21 protein-coding genes are annotated in these 22,963 nt (G+C 49.4%); 20 read left to right on the top strand and 1 reads right to left on the bottom strand.

All coding sequences use genetic code 11. From position 1 onward, the window contains the following. The first annotated feature begins 6 nt into the window (after window positions 1-6). Window positions 7-948 (top strand): ABC transporter permease, encoded by a 942-nt coding sequence (locus ACNA6I_RS20785; protein WP_063191985.1) that lies wholly within the window; start codon window positions 7-9, stop codon window positions 946-948. Window positions 949-981: 33 nt separating this feature from the next. On the opposite strand, the gene ACNA6I_RS20780 is transcribed toward ACNA6I_RS20785, so the two are convergent. After that, entirely contained in the window at window positions 982-1,506 is a 525-nt protein-coding gene (locus ACNA6I_RS20780) for a DUF2529 domain-containing protein (RefSeq protein WP_048004829.1), read from the bottom strand. A gap of 189 nt (window positions 1,507-1,695) precedes the next feature. On the opposite strand from ACNA6I_RS20780, the gene ACNA6I_RS20775 reads away from it, so the two are divergent. The 19 genes from ACNA6I_RS20775 to ACNA6I_RS20685 all read left to right on the top strand — a co-directional run bounded on the left by ACNA6I_RS20775 (window position 1,696) and on the right by ACNA6I_RS20685 (window position 22,931). Next, window positions 1,696-2,058, top strand: a complete 363-nt coding sequence (locus ACNA6I_RS20775) for a response regulator (RefSeq protein WP_048004830.1) — start codon at window positions 1,696-1,698, stop codon at window positions 2,056-2,058. A gap of 178 nt (window positions 2,059-2,236) precedes the next feature. Then, window positions 2,237-3,094 carry a class IIb fructose-bisphosphate aldolase FdaB gene (fdaB, locus tag ACNA6I_RS20770; protein ID WP_048004831.1) on the top strand — a complete coding sequence of 286 codons (858 nt, stop codon included), beginning with the start codon at window positions 2,237-2,239 and terminating at the stop codon, window positions 3,092-3,094. Between the two features lie 169 nt (window positions 3,095-3,263). Then, a complete protein-coding gene (gene fsa / locus ACNA6I_RS20765) occupies window positions 3,264-3,905 on the top strand; it encodes a fructose-6-phosphate aldolase (RefSeq protein WP_048004832.1) in 642 nt (213 codons plus the stop codon). Between the two features lie 164 nt (window positions 3,906-4,069). Then, on the top strand, window positions 4,070-5,356 hold the full coding sequence (locus ACNA6I_RS20760; protein WP_048004833.1) for a UDP-N-acetylglucosamine 1-carboxyvinyltransferase: 1,287 nt from the start codon (window positions 4,070-4,072) through the stop codon (window positions 5,354-5,356). A gap of 137 nt (window positions 5,357-5,493) precedes the next feature. Next, on the top strand, window positions 5,494-6,456 hold the full coding sequence (glpX, locus tag ACNA6I_RS20755; RefSeq protein WP_048004834.1) for a class II fructose-bisphosphatase: 963 nt from the start codon (window positions 5,494-5,496) through the stop codon (window positions 6,454-6,456). Between the two features lie 274 nt (window positions 6,457-6,730). Beyond that, entirely contained in the window at window positions 6,731-7,993 is a 1,263-nt protein-coding gene (rho, locus tag ACNA6I_RS20750; RefSeq protein ID WP_048004835.1) for a transcription termination factor Rho, read from the top strand. A gap of 169 nt (window positions 7,994-8,162) precedes the next feature. Further along, window positions 8,163-8,372, top strand: coding sequence for a 50S ribosomal protein L31 (gene rpmE, locus ACNA6I_RS20745; protein ID WP_048004836.1), 210 nt, complete (start codon window positions 8,163-8,165; stop codon window positions 8,370-8,372). A 223-nt stretch (window positions 8,373-8,595) separates the two neighbouring features. After that, window positions 8,596-9,204 (top strand): thymidine kinase, encoded by a 609-nt coding sequence (locus ACNA6I_RS20740; RefSeq protein ID WP_048004837.1) that lies wholly within the window; start codon window positions 8,596-8,598, stop codon window positions 9,202-9,204. A gap of 107 nt (window positions 9,205-9,311) precedes the next feature. Next, a complete protein-coding gene (locus tag ACNA6I_RS20735) occupies window positions 9,312-9,758 on the top strand; it encodes a hypothetical protein (protein WP_048004838.1) in 447 nt (148 codons plus the stop codon). A gap of 120 nt (window positions 9,759-9,878) precedes the next feature. Beyond that, window positions 9,879-10,952, top strand: coding sequence for a peptide chain release factor 1 (gene prfA, locus ACNA6I_RS20730; protein ID WP_048004839.1), 1,074 nt, complete (start codon window positions 9,879-9,881; stop codon window positions 10,950-10,952). Then, a complete protein-coding gene (gene prmC, locus ACNA6I_RS20725) occupies window positions 10,952-11,812 on the top strand; it encodes a peptide chain release factor N(5)-glutamine methyltransferase (protein ID WP_416314112.1) in 861 nt (286 codons plus the stop codon). The genes prfA and prmC overlap by 1 nt, the downstream gene beginning before the upstream one ends. A 171-nt stretch (window positions 11,813-11,983) precedes the next feature. Beyond that, window positions 11,984-12,871, top strand: a complete 888-nt coding sequence (gene spoIIR / locus ACNA6I_RS20720; RefSeq protein ID WP_416314111.1) for a stage II sporulation protein R — start codon at window positions 11,984-11,986, stop codon at window positions 12,869-12,871. Window positions 12,872-12,969: 98 nt separating this feature from the next. Further along, entirely contained in the window at window positions 12,970-13,404 is a 435-nt protein-coding gene (locus ACNA6I_RS20715) for a GNAT family N-acetyltransferase (protein ID WP_416314110.1), read from the top strand. 316 nt (window positions 13,405-13,720) lie between these two features. Beyond that, on the top strand, window positions 13,721-14,761 hold the full coding sequence (locus tag ACNA6I_RS20710; protein WP_416314109.1) for an L-threonylcarbamoyladenylate synthase: 1,041 nt from the start codon (window positions 13,721-13,723) through the stop codon (window positions 14,759-14,761). A gap of 132 nt (window positions 14,762-14,893) precedes the next feature. After that, complete coding sequence (iolB, locus tag ACNA6I_RS20705) at window positions 14,894-15,697, top strand: 5-deoxy-glucuronate isomerase (RefSeq protein WP_416314108.1); 804 nt, start codon at window positions 14,894-14,896, stop codon at window positions 15,695-15,697. Between the two features lie 73 nt (window positions 15,698-15,770). Continuing rightward, entirely contained in the window at window positions 15,771-16,823 is a 1,053-nt protein-coding gene (locus ACNA6I_RS20700) for a M24 family metallopeptidase (RefSeq protein WP_048014159.1), read from the top strand. A 14-nt stretch (window positions 16,824-16,837) separates the two neighbouring features. Next, window positions 16,838-18,154 (top strand): multi antimicrobial extrusion protein MatE, encoded by a 1,317-nt coding sequence (locus tag ACNA6I_RS20695; protein ID WP_416314107.1) that lies wholly within the window; start codon window positions 16,838-16,840, stop codon window positions 18,152-18,154. A 1,491-nt stretch (window positions 18,155-19,645) separates the two neighbouring features. Then, the gene (locus tag ACNA6I_RS20690) at window positions 19,646-21,385 is read left to right on the top strand and encodes a sensor histidine kinase (protein ID WP_063191975.1); all 1,740 of its coding nucleotides are present in this window, start codon (window positions 19,646-19,648) and stop codon (window positions 21,383-21,385) included. Continuing rightward, window positions 21,378-22,931 carry a response regulator transcription factor gene (locus ACNA6I_RS20685; RefSeq protein WP_416314106.1) on the top strand — a complete coding sequence of 518 codons (1,554 nt, stop codon included), beginning with the start codon at window positions 21,378-21,380 and terminating at the stop codon, window positions 22,929-22,931. Before ACNA6I_RS20690 ends, ACNA6I_RS20685 begins: the two co-directional genes overlap by 8 nt. Window positions 22,932-22,963 lie beyond the last annotated feature (32 nt).

Genomic DNA, 22,963 nt, shown 5'->3' with positions numbered 1-22,963 from the left:
ATCGCCATGATGGTCATCATTTTGATTTTTTTCAGTTTGTATAATCCGGTGTTTTTCACATATGGAAACATCTCGGATATCCTCAGGTCGATTTCCATTGTTACCCTGGTTGCAATTGGCGTGACCTTTACGCTGGCCGTCGACGGGTTCGACTTGTCCGTCGGTTCCACGGTTTCTCTGTCAACCGTCATTACCGCCTCCCTGATGGTATGGTATGAGGCGCCTCTCTGGCTGGTCATCCTCCTGCCGATTGCCGTAGGGGCTCTTGTCGGTCTATTCAACTCCTTTCTCATCGTCAAGATCGGGATTCCAGACCTCCTGGCGACCCTCGGGGCAATGTACATCATTTCCGGGCTTCACCGGACCTATACAGAAGGCTATTCGATCTACAGTCACATGCCCATGTCGAAAGGCGGAACGGCCCCGGGAGAGTTCTCGGATGCCTTCCTCTTCATCGGCCAGGGGAAATGGCTCGGGCTCCCGGTACCGGTCTGGATCATGCTCGTCCTCGTTGCGATCGTGTACGCCATCCTTCATTTCACCAGATGGGGGAGGGTCCTTTATATGACTGGCGGGAATGTGGAAGCATCGAGGCTGTCGGGGATCCCTGTCAAACGGGTGAAGGTGTTGGCCTATGTCGCATCGGGCGTGTTCGCCTCGATCGGAGGCGTCCTGTTCACTGCCAGGGTCGGTTCCGGTCAGATCGATGCCGGGGCTCCGCTTCTGATGGAAGCCGTTGCCGCGGTCTTCGTAGGGTTCTCGGTCCTCGGTGCCGGGAAGCCGAATGTGCTGGGCACCTTCTTCGGGGCAGCCCTCATCGGCGTCCTCCTCAATGGACTCACCATGATGAATCTTCCCTACTATGCGTTTGAGATCATCAAGGGGAGCGTCCTTGTGCTTGCGCTCGCGGTCACCTACATCCACGCAAGGAAACTTCGGAGTGCATAAAAAATCGTCCCGCCATCATCAGGCGGGACGATTTCATTCTTCATATTCTGATAGAATCTCTTTGATCAGGAACGATAGAGCGAAATAAATATAGAGGGCAGCCATGCTTGAAGGGAAGCTGACCCTTTCCCCGATTTCTTCCCCGGGAAGGAGCCCTTTGATGACTTTCGTATCAACGTGGAAGTCACAGATCTCCTCGAGGCTTCCATCTCCGGGCACCATACCGGAAATCCCTACGGACGGGATGCCTTTTTCTGCGAGACCGCGGGCGAAGGTCACGGCTTCTTCATCAGTGGAAAGCCTGGTGACAATGAGGACGCGGTCGGCTTCCGTCAGCTCGACGTCTTCGTGATACCTTGCAGCTGAAGGCAGGGGCTCCGCACCGGAAATGGCCTCTGCGGCCACGCCTTCCATTTCACCGAATGCCTGTATATAAATCGTGCCCTCTCCTATGGCAGCCTGGGCCAGTAGACGGGAAGAGTCTTCGATTTCGAATTCCTGCTTGCCGGAAATCCGCTGAAAGAGACCGGTCAGCTGTGTCGTGAACATCTTGATCATAATATGTGGATTCTCCTTATTTTCGAGTAATGGACTATACGTCATTATAAATGGGACGTGTGGAGAAGTAAAATGTTGTGGAAGAGAAGGATATTCCCCTTTGGCAGAGAATTACTTATAATAAAAGTTGGGCATCAGTGAAGGAGCGTTTTTACATACCGACACCATAAACGGAGGGGATAGGGCTTTATGAACGAGAAAATACTTATCGTGGACGATCAATTTGGTATCAGGATTCTATTGAATGAGGTACTTCAAAAGGAAGGATATCAAACATTCCAGGCTGCGAACGGGATACAGGCACTGGAAATTGTCGATCAGCATTCCCCCGACCTTGTCCTCCTTGATATGAAAATACCTGGAATGGATGGAATCGAAATCCTGAAACGGATGAAGCAAAAGGACGATGGGATCAGGGTCATCATCATGACCGCCTATGGTGAGCTTGATATGATCCAAGAGGCGAAAGACCTTGGGGCTCTAACACATTTCGCGAAGCCGTTTGATATCGACGACATCCGACGGGCCGTCAAACAGTACATCCCTGCCTAAAATTTGTTAGAAAAATAAAAATAGTAGTATTTTTAGCATTTCGTCTTCTCTGTTGGTAAAATCTATTCTGTTTTGGTATGATACAAGTGAAATTGTAAACAATGTCACGTGGTGCTATAACTAACACCGCCATCTCCAGATAGGATGGTATACTGACGGATAAAAGGAGGAAACAGTCATGCCTTTAGTGTCTATGAAAGACATGCTTATTCAAGCAAAAGAAAAAAACTATGCAGTTGGTCAGTTCAACCTGAACAACCTTGAGTTCACTCAAGCGATCCTGCAAGCTGCAGAAGAAGAGAAATCACCTGTCATTCTAGGTGTTTCTGAAGGTGCGGCACGTTACATGAGCGGATTCAAAACAGTCGTGAAGATTGTTGAAGGTCTTATGGAAGACTTGAACATCACTGTACCTGTTGCGATCCACTTGGACCACGGTTCAAGCTTCGATAAATGTAAAGAAGCGATCGACGCTGGCTTCACATCTGTTATGATCGATGCTTCACACGGTCCTTTCGAAGAAAATATCGAAATCACTTCTAAAGTGGTAGAATATGCTCACGCAAAAGGTGTTTCTGTTGAAGCTGAACTTGGAACAGTGGGCGGTCAAGAAGATGACGTTATCGCTGATGGCGTAATCTATGCTGACCCTAAAGAGTGTCAAGAACTAGTAGAACGTACTGGTATCGATACACTTGCTCCAGCTCTTGGTTCTGTTCACGGTCCTTACAAAGGTGAACCAAACCTTGGATTCAAAGAAATGGAAGAAATCGGAGCAGCTACTGGTGTTCCTCTAGTTCTTCACGGTGGTACTGGTATCCCGACAAAAGACATCCAAAAAGCGATCTCTTTCGGAACTGCCAAAATCAACGTGAACACTGAAAACCAAATCGCTTCAGCTAAGAAAGTACGCGAAGTACTTGCTGCTGATTCTGAAGTATACGATCCACGTAAATACCTCGGACCTGCTCGCGAAGCAATCAAAGCGACAGTCATCGGTAAAATGCGTGAATTCGGTTCTTCTAACCAAGCGTAATCAATAAGGTCAAAAGTAGGAAAAGCGTGCCGTCAGGTTAGTCTTTTCCCTTTTGTGGTACGTATAGAATGTAGATGGATGGGACTGGCACCAGTGGAAACGACTGGTCCAGTCCTTTCCGTTCATTTAAATTGATTGAAAATTTTGTCGAAACCTGGGGGAGAGGGAAATGAAATTTTTTATTGATACTGCGAACATGGACGAAATCAGAGAAGCGTACAACTGGGGGATCGTGTCTGGTGTGACAACGAATCCATCTTTGGTGGCAAAGGAAAAAGGGGTAACCTTTGAAGAGCGCCTCAAGGAAATCACAGAGCTTGTACCGGGATCTGTCAGTGCAGAAGTCATTGCGACGGATGCCGAAGGAATGATCAAGGAAGGGTTGGAACTGGCCAAGATCGCTCCGAATATCACAATCAAATTGCCGATGACCCCAGATGGGTTAACGGCGGCATCTACTTTTGCTAAAGAAGGAATCAAGACCAATGTGACGTTAATCTTCAGTGCGAACCAAGCACTCCTGGCCGCCCGTGCAGGTGCTACCTACGTTTCGCCTTTTTTAGGAAGACTAGATGATATCGGGCATGACGGTCTTGAACTGGTATCGAAGATTGCTGAAATCTTCGCCATCCACGGTCTTGAAACAGAAATCATAGCGGCATCTACCCGCCATCCGCAACATATTACGGAAGCGGCGCTCCGGGGGGCACATATCGCCACTGTCCCTCTTAAAGTGCTCAAGCAGCTGTTCCATCATCCACTGACGGATAAAGGAATCGAAGCGTTCCTGGCAGACTGGAACAACCGCTGACTCTGCGTTATAGTAAAGAGTGGAATTTTTTCGAGCAAATCATACATGATTTGACGAAAGATGTATACACTAGTAGACAATACTTCTTAGACGGTTCACTTATGGAAAATTAATCCTTTTGGCTGGCGGGCTGAAACCTGTGCAGCAAGGAAGGGAGTTTAACTATGGAAAAGCTTAAAATTGCAGGCGGCTATCCGCTTGAGGGGACGATCAAGGTGAGCGGTGCCAAAAACAGCGCCGTCGCCCTGATCCCGGCTACCATTCTGGCCGATTCCCCTGTGACGATTGAAGGGCTTCCGGATATTTCGGATGTACGGACGCTCAAGGACCTACTCGAGGAAATCGGGGGCACGGTCAGCCTCGGGGAAGATGGAGAAATGAATGTCGATCCATCCAGCATGGTGTCCATGCCTCTTCCGAGCGGAAAAGTGAAAAAGCTTCGCGCTTCCTACTATTTGATGGGAGCCATGCTCGGGCGCTTCAAAAAAGCCGTCATCGGTCTGCCTGGGGGATGCCACCTTGGACCCCGTCCCATCGACCAGCATATCAAAGGCTTTGAAGCCCTGGGAGCCGAAGTGACGAATGAGCAGGGAGCGATCTATCTCCGTGCGGATGAACTCAGGGGTGCCAGGATCTACCTTGATGTGGTGAGCGTAGGGGCTACGATCAACATCATGCTGGCAGCCGTGCGGGCAAAAGGCCGTACGGTCATCGAGAACGCTGCCAAAGAACCGGAAATCATCGATGTGGCTACGCTTCTATCGAATATGGGAGCGAAGATCAAAGGGGCGGGTACCGATGTGATCCGGATCGATGGAGTCGATGAACTTCACGGCTGCCGCCACACGATCATCCCTGATCGCATCGAGGCCGGAACCTTCATGATCCTGGCTGCTGCCGTCGGTAAAGGCGTATTGGTCGATAATGTGATTCCCCTCCATATGGAATCCGTCATCGCCAAGCTCAGGGAAATGGGTGTACCCGTCGAGACGAACGATGATCAAATCTTCATCGGCAGGGCGGACAAGCTGAAAGCCGTCGACGTGAAAACCCTCGTGTACCCTGGTTTTCCGACAGACCTCCAGCAGCCGTTCACGACCCTCTTGAACAGGGCGGAAGGTTCAGCCGTCGTGACGGATACAATCTATTCTGCGCGTTTCAAGCATATTGATGAGCTTAGGAGAATGAATGCAACGATCAAAGTCGAGGGGCGTTCTGCCATCGTCAACGGACCGGTACAACTGCAGGGAGCCAAGGTGAAGGCAAGTGACCTTCGCGCAGGTGCTGCTCTTGTCATTGCCGGACTCATGGCTGAAGGTGTCACGGAAGTCACGGGCTTGGAACATATCGACCGCGGCTACAGCGACCTCGTCGAAAAGCTCGAAGGATTGGGAGCCACCATCTGGAGAGAGAAGATGACCGAGGAAGAATTGGAACAATTAAAATCGTAAAAACAATTATTTCAGAAAAATGACTCTCGCTCCCGTTTGAATGTGATACAATAAATCTGTCATTAGGTTATACAATTTAAGCTGTTTCGCTTCATATGCGGAAGGCTCACATAAACGGGAATGGGAGGCTTTTATTCATGGAGAGAAGTTTATCGATGGAACTTGTACGGGTGACGGAAGGCGCCGCGCTTGCATCTGCTCGCTGGATGGGACGCGGTAAGAAGGATGAAGCAGACGACGCTGCGACATCTGCCATGAGGGATGTATTCGATACGGTACCGATGAAAGGGACGGTCGTCATCGGGGAAGGCGAGATGGACGAAGCGCCTATGCTCTATATCGGGGAAAAGCTCGGGACAGGCTATGGTCCACGCGTGGATGTAGCCGTCGATCCCTTGGAAGGGACCAATATCGTCGCTTCCGGTGGCTGGAACGCACTTGCCGTCCTAGCTGTAGCCGATGATGGCAATCTGTTGAATGCTCCTGATATGTATATGGACAAAATTGCCGTCGGACCTGAAGCCGTTGGACAGATCGATATCAATGCATCCATCCTCGACAACCTGAAGGCTGTTGCCAAGGCAAAGAACAAGGACATCGAGGATGTAGTGGCAACGGTCCTGAACCGTGAACGCCATCAGCATATCATCCAGCAGCTCAGGGATGTCGGATGCCGGATCAAGCTCATCAATGATGGGGATGTCGCAGGTGCCATGAACACGGCCTTTGATCATACGGGTGTGGACATCCTCTTCGGATCTGGTGGTGCGCCTGAAGGGGTGCTCGCTGCTGTCGCATTGAAGTGCCTTGGTGGAGAAATCCAAGGGAAGCTCCTTCCACAGAATGATGCCGAGCTTCAACGGTGCATCGGAATGGGCCTCGACGTCGACAAGATCCTTCGAATGGAGGATCTCGTGTGCGGGGATGATGCCATCTTTGCTGCTACAGGTGTCACCGATGGAGAGCTCCTGAAAGGCGTTCAGCTGAAAGGCGCTTACGGGTTGACCCACTCGGTCGTCATGCGTGCCAAATCCGGAACCGTACGATTCATCGATGGAAGGCACAGCCTTCAAAAGAAACCGAATCTCGTCATGAAATAAGTCTCATACAGAATGAAGGGCAGAAATGGTTCTGCCCTTCATTACTTCTGTTGCCGCATGCCCTTTCTTCACTATATCCTTCCTTCATTTCCCCTGTACGGATCGTCCATCCGGCCAAAACGATATCTTGCGCAATTGGACGAGTATGGGTACAATGAGTAAGGTTTTTACTTCAGCTAGAACTCATTTTAACTGCTTCATTCATCATTTCTTCAGTCATTTCCTCAAAACCTATGCCCTTTAGAAGGACAAATTAATAAAGCGTGGTGTCATTATGGAAGAATTAACGATTTCCAGCTTGGAAAATATGAAGCTGAAAGAGCTTTATGAGCTGGCCAAACAATACAAAGTCTCATATTATAGTAAATTAACGAAAAAAGAGCTTATTTTTGCCATCCTGAAAGTAAGGGCGGAACAGGAAGGCTTCTTCTTCATGGAAGGAGTGCTCGAGATCATCCAGTCGGAAGGCTTCGGATTCCTTCGACCGATCAATTATTCACCGAGCTCGGAGGATATCTATATCTCTGCTTCACAGATCAGACGCTTTGATCTGAGGAATGGGGACAAGGTATCAGGGAAAGTGCGCCCTCCAAAAGAGAACGAGCGGTATTTCGGACTGCTCCAAGTGGAGATGGTCAACGGGGAAGAACCGAATGCAGCGAAAGAACGCGTCCACTTCCCGGGGCTGACGCCTTTATATCCTGATCGTCAAATCAAACTTGAAACCACACCGAATAAAATTTCGACGCGGATCATGGATTTGATGGCGCCTGTCGGTTTTGGTCAGCGTGGATTGGTTGTTGCCCCGCCTAAAGCGGGTAAAACGATGCTCATCAAGGAGATCGCCAATTCCATCACCACCAATCATCCGGAAGCGGAGCTGATCATCCTCCTCATCGACGAACGACCTGAGGAAGTGACAGACATCGAGCGTTCCGTTGAAGCGGAAGTAGTAAGCTCGACCTTCGATGAAGTGCCTGAGAATCACATCAAAGTAGCAGAGCTTGTCCTTGAGCGTGCGATGCGCCTCGTGGAGCATAAGCGCGATGTCATCATCCTGATGGACAGCATCACCCGACTGGCACGTGCGTATAACCTCGTCATTCCCCCAAGCGGACGTACGCTCTCGGGCGGGATCGACCCGGCAGCATTCCACCGTCCGAAGCGCTTCTTCGGTGCAGCGCGGAATATCGAAGAAGGGGGAAGCCTCACCGTTCTTGCCACGGCTCTTGTTGACACAGGATCACGTATGGATGATGTCATCTATGAAGAGTTCAAAGGAACCGGCAACATGGAGCTTCACCTTGACCGTTCACTCGCTGAACGACGCATCTTCCCGGCCATTGACATCCGCCGTTCAGGTACGCGTAAGGAAGAACTCCTTATTCAGCCTGATCACTTGGATAAGCTGTGGGCCATCCGTAAAGCCATGTCGGATCAGCCTGATTTTGCCGAGAAACTCATGCGTAAAATCAAACAGACGAAGACGAATGAAGAGTTCTTCAACGTCCTGGCAGATGAAGCGAAAAAAAGATAACAGGGTTGCAAGATAGGGACGACCTTGTTATAATATAATCAATGTGTTTTGAATAACTGGATGTGGTAAGGGGCTGGCTTTTAATCAGGCTTATGCTCATATCACATATTTATCTTCGTTAATAAATTACTCTGTTTCAGATGATTCAGGGCGGAAGGAGATGAACGTAATGAAACAAGGAATTCATCCAAAGTACAACACCATCACTGTGAAATGTGCATGCGGTAACGAATTTGAAACTGGTTCAGTAGCAGAAGAAATGCGCGTTGAGGTTTGTTCTGAATGCCATCCATTCTACACTGGCCGTCAGAAATTCGCGGATGCTGGTGGACGTGTTGACCGTTTCAACAAAAAATACGGTCTTAAATCTAACCAATAATGAAATAGAGGGGCACCGTCCCTTCTATTCCAGAACAGGCAAGGATGTTCATGCTTGCCTGTTTTTTATTAGCCCATTTTACGATTTCGGGCTGATTACCAGGACAAAAGTCGGGCATGGAGCGTTTCGTGCCTCTTTTTTTCTGGAAAAATCACCTGAATGATTCGTTTACATATAGGCATGCTTAACATAAGGATGAAACAGGGAAAGGAGCGACGCTTTCGTGTATGTCATGAAACAGACCGGTTGGGTTGAAGTCATTTGCGGCAGTATGTTTTCGGGTAAATCGGAAGAGCTGATCCGCCGAGTCAGAAGGACTCAATTTGCCAAACAGGAAATTGCCGTCTACAAACCAAAGTTGGATAACCGCTATAGTGAGGAGTCCGTGGTGTCCCATAATGGAACATCCGTGATTGCCAAAGCCATGGAGAATGCAAGCAGCATCTTGGAAGATCTGAATCCGAAGGTGGACGTGGTCGCCATCGACGAAGTGCAGTTCTTTGACGATGCCATCGTAGGAGTAGCCCAGAAGCTTGCAAACAGTGGATATCGGGTTATCCTGGCAGGGCTGGATCAAGATTTCCGTGGAGAGCCATTCGGCCCGATGCCGGAGCTCCTGTCCATCGCCGAGCAAGTGACGAAGCTGCAAGCAGTCTGTGCCGTATGCGGATCGCCGGCAAGCAGGACACAGCGCCTCATCAACGGCGAACCTGCATGCTATGATGATCCCATCATCCTTGTCGGCGCATCGGAAGCTTACGAGCCGAGATGCCGCCATCATCATGAAGTCCCAACAGGGGTCAGTGTGACTCCGGATATGCTCAAAAACTGACCGTCTCTTTTCGAGGCGGTTTTTTTATGCTCATATTTTTCCATGCTTCTTGTGTCTGTATACCTCCCGATGAAAGGGAAAACCTAACCATCAGGAGGTGTTGGAAGATGAAGTACATCATCTTTTGCTTATGCAGCGGGCTCGTGCTCATCACGGCGGGTTGTGGCGTGAATCATGAATCGGGCTTCGGGACGAATGAAGATCAAAACGGTACGCGATTCGTGAACAACCATAAGAACGGTCTGAAGCAATCCGACCGGAATGTACAGGACATGTCGAATGGAAATCCAAATTTCCCTAATCTGTCCAGCCAGCCGGGCGCCACGTCATCATCCATGGGTCAGTATGTCGATAAGGCCCGGCAAGTCGTGGCGGATGAATCATCCTTTGAACCGGATGAAGTGTGGATCAACGGAGACCAGATGTGGGTCACGGCTCACACCCGGAAGCAGATGGGCCATGTCGAAATCGACAAAAACGAAGCCATGCTCAAAGAAGAGCTTGAGAGGGCCCTGCCCCGTTTTCATATGAACGTCAAGATCACGGAACAATAGCATTTTTCGACAAGCAGGAGCAGGTTCTGCTTGTCTTCTTCCCGTTGTGAACCATCTTGTGTTTACCTAATCGGTATAATATAATTAGACTGTTATGGACTAAAATTGAGGTGAATAGCTGTGTATGATCGTTTACAAGCAGTGGAAGATCGCTATGACAAATTGAACGAATTGCTGAGTGATCCGGAAATTGTGAATGACCCTAAGAAGCTAAGAGAATATTCAAAAGAACAATCTGATATCCAGGCAACAGTGGAAGCTTATCGTGAATATAAAGAACTGAATCAACAGTACAAGGACGCCAAAGCCATGCTCGACGACAAGCTGGACGCCGATATGCGCGAAATGGTGAAGGAAGAAGTGTCGGAACTCGAGGAGCAGATCACCGCACTTGAAGATCGGCTCAAAATCCTCCTGATCCCGAAAGATCCTAATGACGACAAGAACGTCATCATGGAGGTAAGGGGTGCAGCCGGCGGAGATGAAGCCGCTCTATTTGCAGGTGACCTTTACCGCATGTACAGTCGTTTTGCGGAAAGCCAGGGCTGGAAGATCGAAGTGATGGAAGCGAACTCCACCGGTGTGGGCGGATACAAGGAGATCATCTTCATGATCAACGGGAATGGCGCTTATTCCAAAATGAAGTATGAGAACGGTGCCCACCGTGTGCAGCGTGTGCCGGAAACGGAATCCGGAGGCAGGATCCATACGTCCACGGCTACTGTCGCATGCCTGCCGGAAGCAGAAGAGGTCGAAGTCGATATCCATGATAAAGATATCCGCGTCGATACATTCGCATCCAGCGGACCCGGAGGACAGAGTGTCAACACGACCATGTCTGCCGTGCGCCTGACTCACTTGCCGACCGGTGTCGTTGTATCATGTCAGGATGAAAAGTCCCAGATCAAAAACAAGGAAAAGGCCATGAAGGTCCTGCGTGCCCGTGTCTATGATAAATTCCAGCGCGAAGCACAGGCTGAATATGATGCCACCCGTAAGTCCGCAGTCGGTACGGGGGACCGCTCGGAACGAATCCGTACGTACAACTTCCCTCAAAACCGCGTCACCGACCACCGCATCGGATTGACGATTCAGAAGCTTGATCAGATCCTGGAAGGGAAGATGGATGATGTCATCGATGCACTCATCATTGAAGACCAATCCAAGCTTCTTGAACGGATGGAAGAAGTCTGATGCCGTCGGTATTCGAAGCCCTGAGATGGGCTTCTTCTTTTTTAAAGGAGCAGGGGCGGGATGAGAATGCGGGTGAGCTCTATCTCCGTCATCTATTGAATTGGTCGCGGGCAAGGCTTTTCGCCGAGCAGAAAACGGTCTTGGAGGATTCTCTCTGGGAAGAGTTCCGGAGCGGCATGGATGCCCATGTGTCCGGGATACCGATTCAGCACTTGATCGGAAGCGAAGAATTTTATGGACGTACCTTCACGGTGAACCGCCACGTGCTGATCCCGCGACCTGAGACCGAAGAACTTGTGTATTACAGTCTTGAGCGGATGAAAAGGCTGTTCAACGGCTCCCATACCATCCAAGCCGCCGATATCGGGACGGGGAGCGGCGCCATCGCGATTTCCCTTGCTCTTGAGTACGTTGGAGATGTGAACGTAAGGGCCGTGGATGTTTCAGCGGATGCCCTCGGGGTGGCAAAAGGAAATGCAGAACGCCTGGAGGCAGATGTGACCTTCTATCATGGTGACCTGCTTCAGCCGTTGGTGGAAGAAGGTGTCTCCCTCGACGTGTTGCTTTCGAACCCCCCGTATATCCCCCTTTCGGACCGTGAAACGTTGTCGGAGGTGGTAGTGGATCATGAACCGTCTCTGGCCCTTTTTGGTGGAGAAGATGGATATGACCTGTATCGCCGGTTCATGGAAGGGCTGCCCCGCATCATGAACGAGCGATTCCTCATCGGCTTCGAGGTCGGTGCAGGACAAGGAGAGACAGTGGCGGAAATGCTCACCCAAGCATTCCCGCGATCGTCCGTCGAAGTGGTCATGGATATCAACGGAAAGGACCGGATGGTCTTCTGTGAGCAAGCATAGCAAGCGTCCCTGTCTTCTAAGAAGGCAGGGGCGCTTTTGTTTTAGCCAGAACATAGATTGATAGAATGACAGGATCTGACCTGAGAATAAAAAAGGAGAAAAAAATCATTTTACTAGTTTAAGATGTCCCCACCTTGTCCACAATGTGACTAAGGGAAGGTGGAGAGAAACATGAAAACAAAACAATTGGTATTAAGCTACTTACTCATTCTATCAGTGGGCACGATCTTGAGTTTATATATTCCGAAGCAAGAAGCCGTAACAAGCGCACAGGAAACCGTCATGATTCCGGAGGATGCGATCAGGCTCAGGATACTGGCCAACAGCGACCGGGATGAAGATCAAAACGTCAAGCGCCTCGTCCGCGATGAGGTCAACAAGGAAATCACGAGCTGGGTATCGGAGCTTGAGGATAAGGAAGAAGCCAAGCACGTCATAAAGGAAGGACTGCCGCAATTGAAGGAAATTGCCCAGGACGTGTTGAAAGAAGAAGGGGTAACCCAGGATGTAGCCATCGAATTCGGTAAAGTCGATTTTCCGACCAAGCTTTACGGTCAGTTCCTCTATCCGGCTGGGGAATATGAAGCGGTCCTGATCACCCTGGGAAAAGGACAAGGAGCCAACTGGTGGTGCGTCCTGTATCCGCCCCTATGCTTCCTTGATTTCTCTACTGGGAATGCCGTCAGCAGCCAGGGATTCGAAACGAAAGTCGAAGCGAGCGGCAAGGAGGTCACCACAGCGGATGACCGTGTGATGGAAGAACCGGAAGTGAAACAAGACGCTGCGCCGAAAGCGGACGTTCAAGAAGAGGACACCCTTGCCGAGGATCCAGAGGAGGGGGCAACTCCAAAAGCGGACACAGATCCTGCTGTGGAAGAAACCGCGGTCAAAGCAGAAGAAGGAAAGCAGCCTCTGACAGAAGAAGTACAAACGGTTGAGGCACAGATGACTCCTGATTCAGAAGAAGCTCAGAAGCAGCCGGTATTTGCCGAAGAGGAAGAGGAAGAAGTCGAAGTACGCTTCTTCATCGTCGATATGGTCAAAGGATTATTTCAATAAGCTTGAAGGGAGCCGAGCGGGCTCTCTTTTTTTGTTCTACTTTCTCTAGCTACTCATACACTTACAGTAAGGATGATAGAAAAGGGAGGACAATCATTATGTCGAAGACCATTCGTCAGGCTGTGATCGCCGACGCACTGCCGATCATTGCCTTTTTAAAGCAGGCGGACTTAAGCACGGAAGGTGTATACGGAAGCATCGACCGCTTCCTTGTCGTAGAGAATGAAGAAGGAGACATCATCGGGACATTGGGAATCGAGACCCGGGGGAAAGTGGGGCTCCTGCGTTCCCTCGTCGTCACACCATCATTCAGCACCGAAGAGTTATTTGCCCTTTTCCAGGAAAGCTTGAAGCTTGCGAAAGAAAAGGAAATCGAAAGACTCTATCTCATTACGAACCGGCAGGCTTCCCTGCAATTCTTCCACCTTCTCGGATTCAGTGAAAGTTCTTTCGTTGATGATTTAGCGGGATTCGTCCACGCGCAGAAGTTATCCACTGTGGATAACTGTATGGTCATGAAGCTGGAGATGTGACATTGTTCGTTATAATGAAAATGAGCTAGAAAGGGTCAAAATGGGAACCGCTTTATTCCTGTTGGAGCGAAATCCCAACAGAAAGAGAAAACCATAATGACAAAACAATTGATGTTTTCAGAAATTATACACACTCATCCACAGGGTTATCCACAGTCGTTTCCGAATTGTACACGGATTGTGGATAGCACTTGAGAAATTCACTCTTTTCTTTTATACTTTCAAAAGAGCAATCGCAGAGAAAGCTTATTTATTAAGGGTTTATCCCCATCCAGTGAATAAGTGGCCAAGCGAATGGAAAAGGTGGATGAACACGATGATGAAAATTTGGAATGTGGAAAACGATGTGGGTAACAAAAAAAGTTATCCACAGATTGTGGATGCGGCTACCCATTTACGTAGAAATGAAACGGTGGCCTTTCCGACAGAGACCGTTTATGGCCTCGGAGCGAACGCTACCTCTGACGAAGCCGTCGAAAAGATTTTCCTGGCTAAAGGCAGGCCGTCCGATAATCCACTCATTGTCCACATTGCGAACAAACAACAGCTGACTGAACTGGTAGAGGAGATTCCGGATAAGGCTCATCTGCTCATGGATGCATATTGGCCGGGTCCCCTCACCTTGATCTTTAAAAATAAACCAGGCGTTTTCTCTCAACGTGTGACCGCCGGTTTGGATTCAGTGGGAATCAGGATGCCGGACCATCCTGTCGCCCTATCCCTCATCGAGGAAAGCGGACTTCCCATCGCTGCACCGAGTGCCAACCGGTCCGGCAGGCCGAGTCCGACAACGGCCCTTCATGTCATCGAGGATCTTGATGGAAAGATTGCAGGTGTCGTCGATGGTGGTGAAACGGGCATCGGGGTGGAGTCGACGGTAGTGGATTGCACATCGGATATCCCTGTGGTCCTCCGCCCGGGAGGCGTCACGAGAGAGCAGCTTGAAGAAGTCGTGGGCCGGGTAGACGTGGATCCTTCACTGAAGGAAGGGAAAGGGGCGCCGAAGTCCCCTGGAATGAAGTATACCCATTATGCCCCGGATGCTCCTGTCTATCTTGTGGAGGGAACCCGGGAAGACATCCAGAAGCTTGTTGATGACAGGAAGCGGGAAGGATTGAAAGTGGGGGTCCTGACCACGGAGGAGTGTGCTTCTCTTTATGAAGCCGAGGTCATCTTGACAGCGGGATCAAGGAGCGACCTGCTCAGCGTCGCTCATCATCTGTATGACACGCTGAGAGCGTTCAACAAATATGAACTTGATATCATCTATTCCGAAGTGTTCCCGGAAGAGGGCGTCGGTCTCGCGGTCATGAACCGTCTGCAAAAAGCAGCCGGCCACCGCATTCTCCGCCCTTAAAAGAAAAGATGATCCCGGTTTGATCGAAACCCGGGTTCATCTTTTTTCACTTCTACTCATTTATGAGTTGAAACATTCTGACTAATCACGTATACTTCAAAATAACAACGTTGTTATTTTAAGGGGGATGGCATGATGACACGATTCATCAAAGCAAGTGATCAAAAAGGCTACCAGGATATCTTCGGGGAAGACTATGAACATCTCGAATTTCTTTCATTCGGAAAGCTTCAACTTGATGAAGGAGAGGAATTTTCAGGGCAGACAGGCGACTATGAGCATGCTCTTGTCATATTGACCGGTAAGGCAAGCATTGGGGCAGACGGAGAAGAATGGACAGGTCTCGGCGGTCGTTCTTCCGTGTTCGAAGGCCAGGCGACGACCGTGTATGTGCCGATTCAGTCTTCTTTCAGCGTGAAGGCGGAAACAGACGTCAAGATTGCCGTCTGCAAGGTGAAGGCCGAAAATAAATTCGCACCGTTCGTCGTCGGTCCGGATCAAGTCACGGTTCATAAGCGCGGTGAAAAGCAGTGGAACAGGACCGTCTATGACATTCTTGCTGACAATGCAGATGGCAAGGTAGACCGCATCGTCCTCGGGGAAACGATCAATGATGAAGGTCAGTGGTCAGGCTATCCACCTCACAAGCATGACGGGGAATTCGCTCCCGAAGAACCGAATCTCGAAGAAATCTACCATTATCAGGTTGATCCCGAACAAGGCTTCGGTGTCCAGCACCACTACACAAAAGACGGATCCATCGACACTGCCTATCCGATCCGCCACGGGGACAGCTTTGCCATTGATGTAGGCTACCATCCCGTCGGAAGCGCCGGCGGTTACAGAGTGTATTACCTATGGTTCATGGCTGGAGAAACCGGACGCAAGCTCAATCCATACGAAGACCCAGACCATAAATGGCTTCACGACAAATAAGATCCAACGGTTCTGCACCGAAATGTGCAGGACCTTTTTTCACGAAAATCACGAAAAGAATGGAAGTGGCCAAATGAATTTGTTTCAACAGAAAGTGACAGGGCTCAGGAAGGTCCTTGCAGAAAGCCATACAAAAGCGGTCCTCCTCACACAGCAAAAAAATGTATCATGGCTGACCGGGGGGAGGAGTCATGTCAACCCGGCAACGGAAAGGGCAGTGGCCTCCATCCTGTTGACGGGCGAAGACGTCACCTTGTTTGTGAACAATATAGAGGGAAAGAGACTGATCGAGGAGGAGTTTGGCTCACATTTCGATGACGTTCGGGAGTTTCCCTGGTATGAGCCCCTTTCACTGGAAGGCTATACGACTGATCAGGAGCTGGAAGGAATCCTGCAGCCCCTGCGGACCACCGTCCTTCCTGATGAGAAGGTAGAGGTGAAGACATTCGGGAAAGAAACGGCGGCTGCCATCGAGAACGCGGCCTTCCATCTTACAAGGGGGATGACAGAGTTCGAAGTGGCCGGACTCGTGGCGAAAGCCTGCTGGGAAAGGGGAATCGAACCGGTGGTGAACCTCGTGGCGGCAGATCGCCGGGTATTTACGAGAAGGCATCCCCTGCCGACGGATGCAGTGATCGATGAGTACGTTCTTCTTGTCCTGTGCGGAAGGAGGAAGGGGCGGTTCATGTCTGTCTCGCGCCTGGTTCATTTCGGCAGTCCGGGCGAAGAGCTTACGAGGAGACATGAAGCCGTCGCCACCATTGATGCGCGCATAATCAATGCCACCCGTTCCGGTACTGATTACGCGCACCTTTTCAATGAAATGACGCAGGCGTACGAAGATACAGGATTTCCAGAAGAATGGACCTTTCATCATCAGGGGGGGTTGAGCGGTTTCGCCTCCCGAGAGCAGCTCCTTCTTCCCGGACTTTCGGCGAAATATGTGAAAAATGATCAGATTTATGCTTGGAACCCAAGTATTGCAGGAGTAAAATCAGAGGATACCATTCTAGTGGAAGATGAACCAAAGATTCTCACTTTCACGGGTGACTTTCCTGTGGAAACGGTTCAGCTGGATGGAGCACAACAAGAGCGGCCCGCCATCCTGGTGAGGCGCCGACTTTAGAAAGAAGGGGTAAAGTGGACCAATCCACACGATTCACCTATGGGAATCTTGCAGCATTCTTCATTCCGCTCGGCTTTTCGGCAAGCTTGACGTCCCTCACTCACATCATTATCAATGGTACGCTGAGCAGAGGGGAGAATGCGGCGTTTATCATTGCCTGTTACGCCGTGGCCCTTTCGCTATTCGGTATCGTAGAACGGCCGATCATCGTTTTCCGGCAGACGTGTTCGACCCTTGTGAAGGACCGTCCTGGATTTAAGAAATTAAATATGTTCATGCTTATTGTGATTGCCCTGCTTGCAGGATTCAGTCTGCTATTGGCTTATACCTCTGTAGGGGATTGGGTGTATGTGACCCTTTTTAATGCCGATCTCAATATGGTCTCGACCATTTCGGACACGTTTAAAGTAATCTTCCTTGTCATCATATTTTCCGGGATAAGAGGAATCTATCAGGGGATCATCATTAGTCAGCTTGAAACCAAGTGGCTTTCAATCATGGTCGTTGTTCGGCTGTTCCTCATGTTTTTAGCCGCCTATTTGTTTGTTGCCTTCGATCATGTAACGAGTATGGCGGGTGCCATGATCTTTCTCATCGGGATGATGGTGGAATGTGCCATCAGTGTTTGGAAGGGAAATGGTCTTTTGAAGACCTATTACCCCGCGAAAGGTCCGGGTCTGACCATTAAGGAAATCTCGCAATTCTATACGCCCCTTGTCTTCTATTTCGTCATTCAGACCTTTTTGATCCCGATTATTTATATCTTCCTTTCTCAGTCTCAAAATATTGAGATGAGTATCGCTTCCTTTGCCCTTGCCTATAGTATCGTGAACTTACTTTTGAGCTTTTTTATGTACACGCATCAGCTCGTTCTGCAGCTGTATGATAAGAACAAGAAAAAGGTGATCAGATTCTTCTCCTTTGTGAGCCTGTTGCCTTCTTTTCTTCTGATCATTCTCTGCTATACGCCGATTGGAGATGCTTTCATGAGGTCGGTGATGGGTGCGGATCCAGAACTATCCAAGACTACACTCTATGTCATGCAGTTCTTTCTCTTCAAAACGCTTGTTTTCCCTTGGGTGGACTTTTTGAATGGCTTCCTGATGCTGAAACGGTTGACGAAGCGGATGCTCATGGCTCAGGTGATGAATATCGTGGCTGCTGTTGTATGTCTCACTCTGCTTGTTTATACGGTTCCACAGTGGAATGGTATAAACGGGGCCATTGCGGTTTCAATCGGGGAATTGATCGGTCTTTTCGCTGTGATATATATTGTCCGTAAAGCATCAAGGGTGCTGGGCGAAGAGGCTGGTCTTAAGAAGGAAGCTTGAGGGCTTTCTTCTTTTTTGGTTTTTGAAGGAGACCGTTCCTTTTCGCTTCCATGTACTCTTTGATTTTCGATAGGAATCGTGGTGGGGTGGACTGGTATTGAATTTCATCTCATTTAGAATGGACCGGTGAATTTTATTAGATATGTGGTAGGTGTAGGCCTTGCCTCCCTCTGGGGAACACTAGAATTCTTTTAGAAAAGTGAGAGTTGGGAAGAGATCGTTCCTTTCCGCTACAGGCGCTTGCTTTCCAGCGGGGAGGGCGGTGAGCCTCCTCGTGCCTGCGGGGTCTCCCCGCACCTCCTTTTCCGCAGGAGTCAAGCGCCTTCCGCTTCAATGCACTCTTTGGTTTTGGGGGAGGTAGTGGTGAGGAGGCTAGTATTGAAACCAGATCATTTAGAATGGTACCGAAAATGTTATTAATGGTGTAGAAGGTAGGGGCATCCTCTGGAGAATATTAGAATTCTTTTAGAAAAGTGAGAGTTGGGAAGAGACCGTTCCTTTTCGCTGCAGGCGCTTGCTTTCCGGCGGGGAGGACGGTGAGCCTCCTCGTGCCTGCGGGGTCTCCCCGCACCTCCTTTTCCGCGGGAGTCAAGCGCCTTCCGCTTCAATGCACTCTTTGGTTTTGGGGGAGATAGTGGTGAGGAGGCTGGTATTGAAACCAGATCATTTAGAATGGTACCGAAAATGTTATTAGTGGTGTAGAAGGTAGGGGCATCCTCTGGAGAATAGTAGAATTCTTTTAGAAAAGTGAGAGTTGGGAAGAGACCGTTCCTTTTCGCTGCAGGCGATTGCTTTCCAGCGGGAGGGTGTCGAGCCTCCTCGTGCCTGCGGGGTCTCGCCACACCTCCTTTTCCGCAGGAGTCAAGCGCCTTCCGCTACAATGCACTCTTCGATTTTGGTGGAGAGTGGTAAGGTAGACCGGTTTCAAAAAACATAATATGTAGATTGGTGCATGCAATCCTATTAATGGACGTGGCAGGCATAGATATCTACCAGTAAAACATTGAACTCCCTTACTTAACATGGAATGTGGCTGATTCGTTTTCGCTTCAATGGCCTCCATGCTTTTGAATGAGACCTTGATAGAAAAGGTCGGTGTCAAACCTCCCTAAGTATAATGAGCAATCCACTTTTAAGAGAACTTAGGCACAACACCCAAAAGCTTTTTGCAGATCGTTCATTTTTATAGTTAGCCCGATTGGTACTTTCAAATTCAATATGATAATTCTGCAACCAAGAACAAGTAAATCTCAACCCTACCTTCAGCATCAAGGAGTGTAGTGAAGCGGCCTTCCGCAGCGAAACGAAACGCTCCCCATAGCATTGCACTCTGAGCAAATGAGCAGATGAAATAGGAGAAATCAACACCAGTCTCTCATCTCCCAAATCAAAAAATTCCTAGTAAGATAGCAGATCGATCCACAAAAGTAAGCGTTCTCACAAACAGGCAGCGATGATATAATAGACGGAAACGATCGGAGGAGCCGGGGCATGCAGATCAAACCTATATTCCGAAATCTGAAAATCCGCAACAAAATATTTGCAGTCTCCCTCCTCCTCCTCAGCATATTCGGCCTCCTGGGAATCATCAGCTACCAATTCTTCACCAGCATGTACGAAGACCGGATCTCGGAGGAATCGGCCGCCATGCTCCAACTTTCCTCCACCGTCCTCGACGAAGAGCTGGCAGGCGTTGAAGATCTATCCTTCCAGGTCCTCACTGACGACCAGGTCCAGAAAGATCTCCGCATCATCCAGGATAGCGACGTCAATATTGACATCTATCAGGCGAAAGTCCGCCTCCAGGAGCGGCTCCTCTACTTCGCCACCTCAGAACCCTACATTGCCGCCATCCAGGTCATCGACAGTTCCGGCTCAAAATACACATACGGATTCAATACCAAGGTAGAACTTGATAAGAAAGAAATCCTCCCCATCGTCGCTGCCTCCAAAGGCTCCAATGTGTGGGCGAAGAATAGAGAAGAGGAAAACATCATTTCCTCTGCGCGGCTCATCCGTTCAAAGGAGAATCTAGAGCTGAAGAAAATGGGCTATTTGATCATATCCGTTGATATGAACAAGCTGATCGAGGAAGCCCTTAATTTTTCCCCGAACAAGAATTTCATTGTCACCAATGGGGATGAGATCTTCTATCAGAATCCGGACAGTGAGATCGGGCCCATCCGTCCACCTGATGAGGAGCGGGGGAGCGGATATGAAAATGAACGCGTCAATGGAAAGGATTATATGACCACCTATGTGCATTCGCGCTTTTCCGATCTCACCTATTATCATTTCCTGCCTTTCAGTGATATCACCCAGCAGAATGCCGTCGTGAAAAGCATCATGATCCTTACCTTCATCTCGATGTTCATCCTTTCCATCATCGTGAGCAGGAAGGCGGCGGAATTCATCTCGAAGCCACTGGAGGATCTCTCGAGGAATATGAAGGAAGTGCAGTCAGGCGACTTTGAACACACCCTTGAGCGCGCGGATACAGAAAATGAAGACGAGATCGGTCTCCTTCACTCCAACTTCCGCATCATGATCGATAAGATCAATGAGCTGATCAAGGAAAACTATACAAAACAGCTTATGATCAAGGAGACAGAATACAAGGCGCTCCAGGCCCAGATCAACCCGCATTTCCTCTACAATACCCTTGATTCCATCAACTGGATGGCAAGGATCAGTCAGCAGAAAAAAATCTCTGTGATGGTGGAGGCCCTGGGGAATATGATGCGAAATATCATCAGTAAGAAAGATGCCCTCGTGACCCTGAAGGATGAGATGGAAATCGTGAAGCATTACGTCACCATCCAGGAGTATCGGTTCGAAAATCGGCTGAAATTCTCATTCCACAGTTTATTGGACCTCGATAGCCACTTGATTCCGAAGCTCAGCATCCAGCCGATTGTCGAAAATGCCATGGCCCATGGTCTTGAGGAGATGACCTCCCAGTGCGAGATCAATATTTATATGTATCCGAAGGGTAGAGAAATTGAGATCGTTGTCGAGGACAATGGTCCTGGAATGAGCGAGGAACGCATCCAGGCAATCTACAGGGGGGAGATCCATTCCAAAAGCTCCGGAATCGGCTTGAAGAATATCATCGAGCGGATCAAGCTCATGTTCGGTGAGGAATACGGGGTCAGGATCGAGTCGACCCCGGGTGTCGGAACCAAGGTGAAGATCATCATACCTTATAGTGGAGGTGAAGGACGTGTATAGCGTATTGATTGCAGATGATGAATTGAATATCCTGGAGGGGATCGCGGCCCTCGTGCGCTGGGAGGAGTGCGGAACGGAATTGACGTACAAAGCCCATAATGGTGTGATGGCCTACGAGTGGATCCGGGAAAATCCCGTCGACATCGTCATTACCGATATCAAGATGCCCGGCATGAACGGGGTCGAGCTCATCCAGAAGGTGCACGCCATTCATCCCCATATCCGTTTCATCGTCCTCTCAGGCTATGATGAGTTTGAATATGCCAAAGGCGTCATGGAATATAACGTCAAACACTATCTTCTGAAGCCGAGCAACGAAGAGAAAATCGAGGGAGCCCTTAAACAGATCGTAGAGGGGCTTGATGAGGAGAAGGAGAAGCAGGAGGTCTACCAGGAAATCCAGCAAAGTCTGCACAGGGTCCTTCCCATCGCCAAGGAACAGTTCCTCAAGGATTACCTGACGGGGAAGACCTATTGGCCGGAAGACTGGGAGCACTACGGGAAGCTCTTTGATCTCAGGGAAGAGACGTATCGGATCCTCGTCTTCCATCTTGATGATGATCATGACATCGATGAGCGCTTCGTATTGAAGGAAGCACTGACGAACGAGCTCTTGAAACACCACCGTATCATCCTTTCCACCATCACGGGAGAGCGCATCCTGCTCCTCATTGAAGGGGAAGCGGCGGGGGAAAGGGAACTCATCGAACATATCAAGGAATTCAGGAAAGAGTATACCTCCTATTATCGTAAAACGTTTACGACGGCCGTAAGTGAACCGAGCACACCGGAAGGACTGAAAGAAGCATACGGGGAAACCATCTCGTGCTTGTCCCAAAGCTTTTATCTGGGGAATAACAGTATCCTTACGACAAGGGATGTAAGGGATGAAGCGGTGAGCAACGATACCCTCCTTTTTGATCACGATGAGTTCCTCTATATGCTGAAAAGTGGAAACGTCGAAGAAGCCGAGTGCCATCTGAGACATTTTTTCATTGAGATAGAAGAGAAGCGCTATCCTGTCAATATGTTGAAATCCCACTGCATCGAGCTCTTCATGCTCATGATCCGTCAGTCTCAGAGGATGGATGACCTCCTCAAAGATGTGATGATCGTCAGCAACCTGGATTCCTTCGAAGAGTTGAGGAGTTTCATCGAAAATGCAGCGCGTGACATCGCCGGCGAGCGGTTTCAGCGGAATAAGGTCTCACAGAGCAGCATCATCCAGCGCATGATGGACTACGTGGATGAGCATCTATCGGATCCCGACCTCTCCCTCTCCCAGGTGGCCAACGACGTCCTCTATATGAACTCGGACTATATCGGCAAGCTGTTCAAGAAGGAAAAAGGAGAGAAATTCTCCAACTACCTGTTGGATAAAAGAATCCAAAAAGCGGTAGACCTCATGGAACGCAGCGGAGAGATCAAGGTCTTCGAAGTCGCCGAGGCGGTGGGATTCGGCAATAACCCGAGGTATTTCGGACAGGTGTTCAAGAAGTATGTCGGCGTCACACCAAAGGAGTACTTGAACAAGGAACAGGTTTGATTCGGTGAAGAAGGGGGTGATCCTTAATGGAT

This window comes from Rossellomorea sp. FS2 (genome assembly GCF_047915635.1).
GTDB lineage: Bacteria > Bacillota > Bacilli > Bacillales > Bacillaceae_B > Rossellomorea > Rossellomorea marisflavi_A.
The sequence above is the reverse complement of the archived record's forward strand: the minus strand, read 5'-3'. Positions and strand labels throughout refer to the sequence as shown.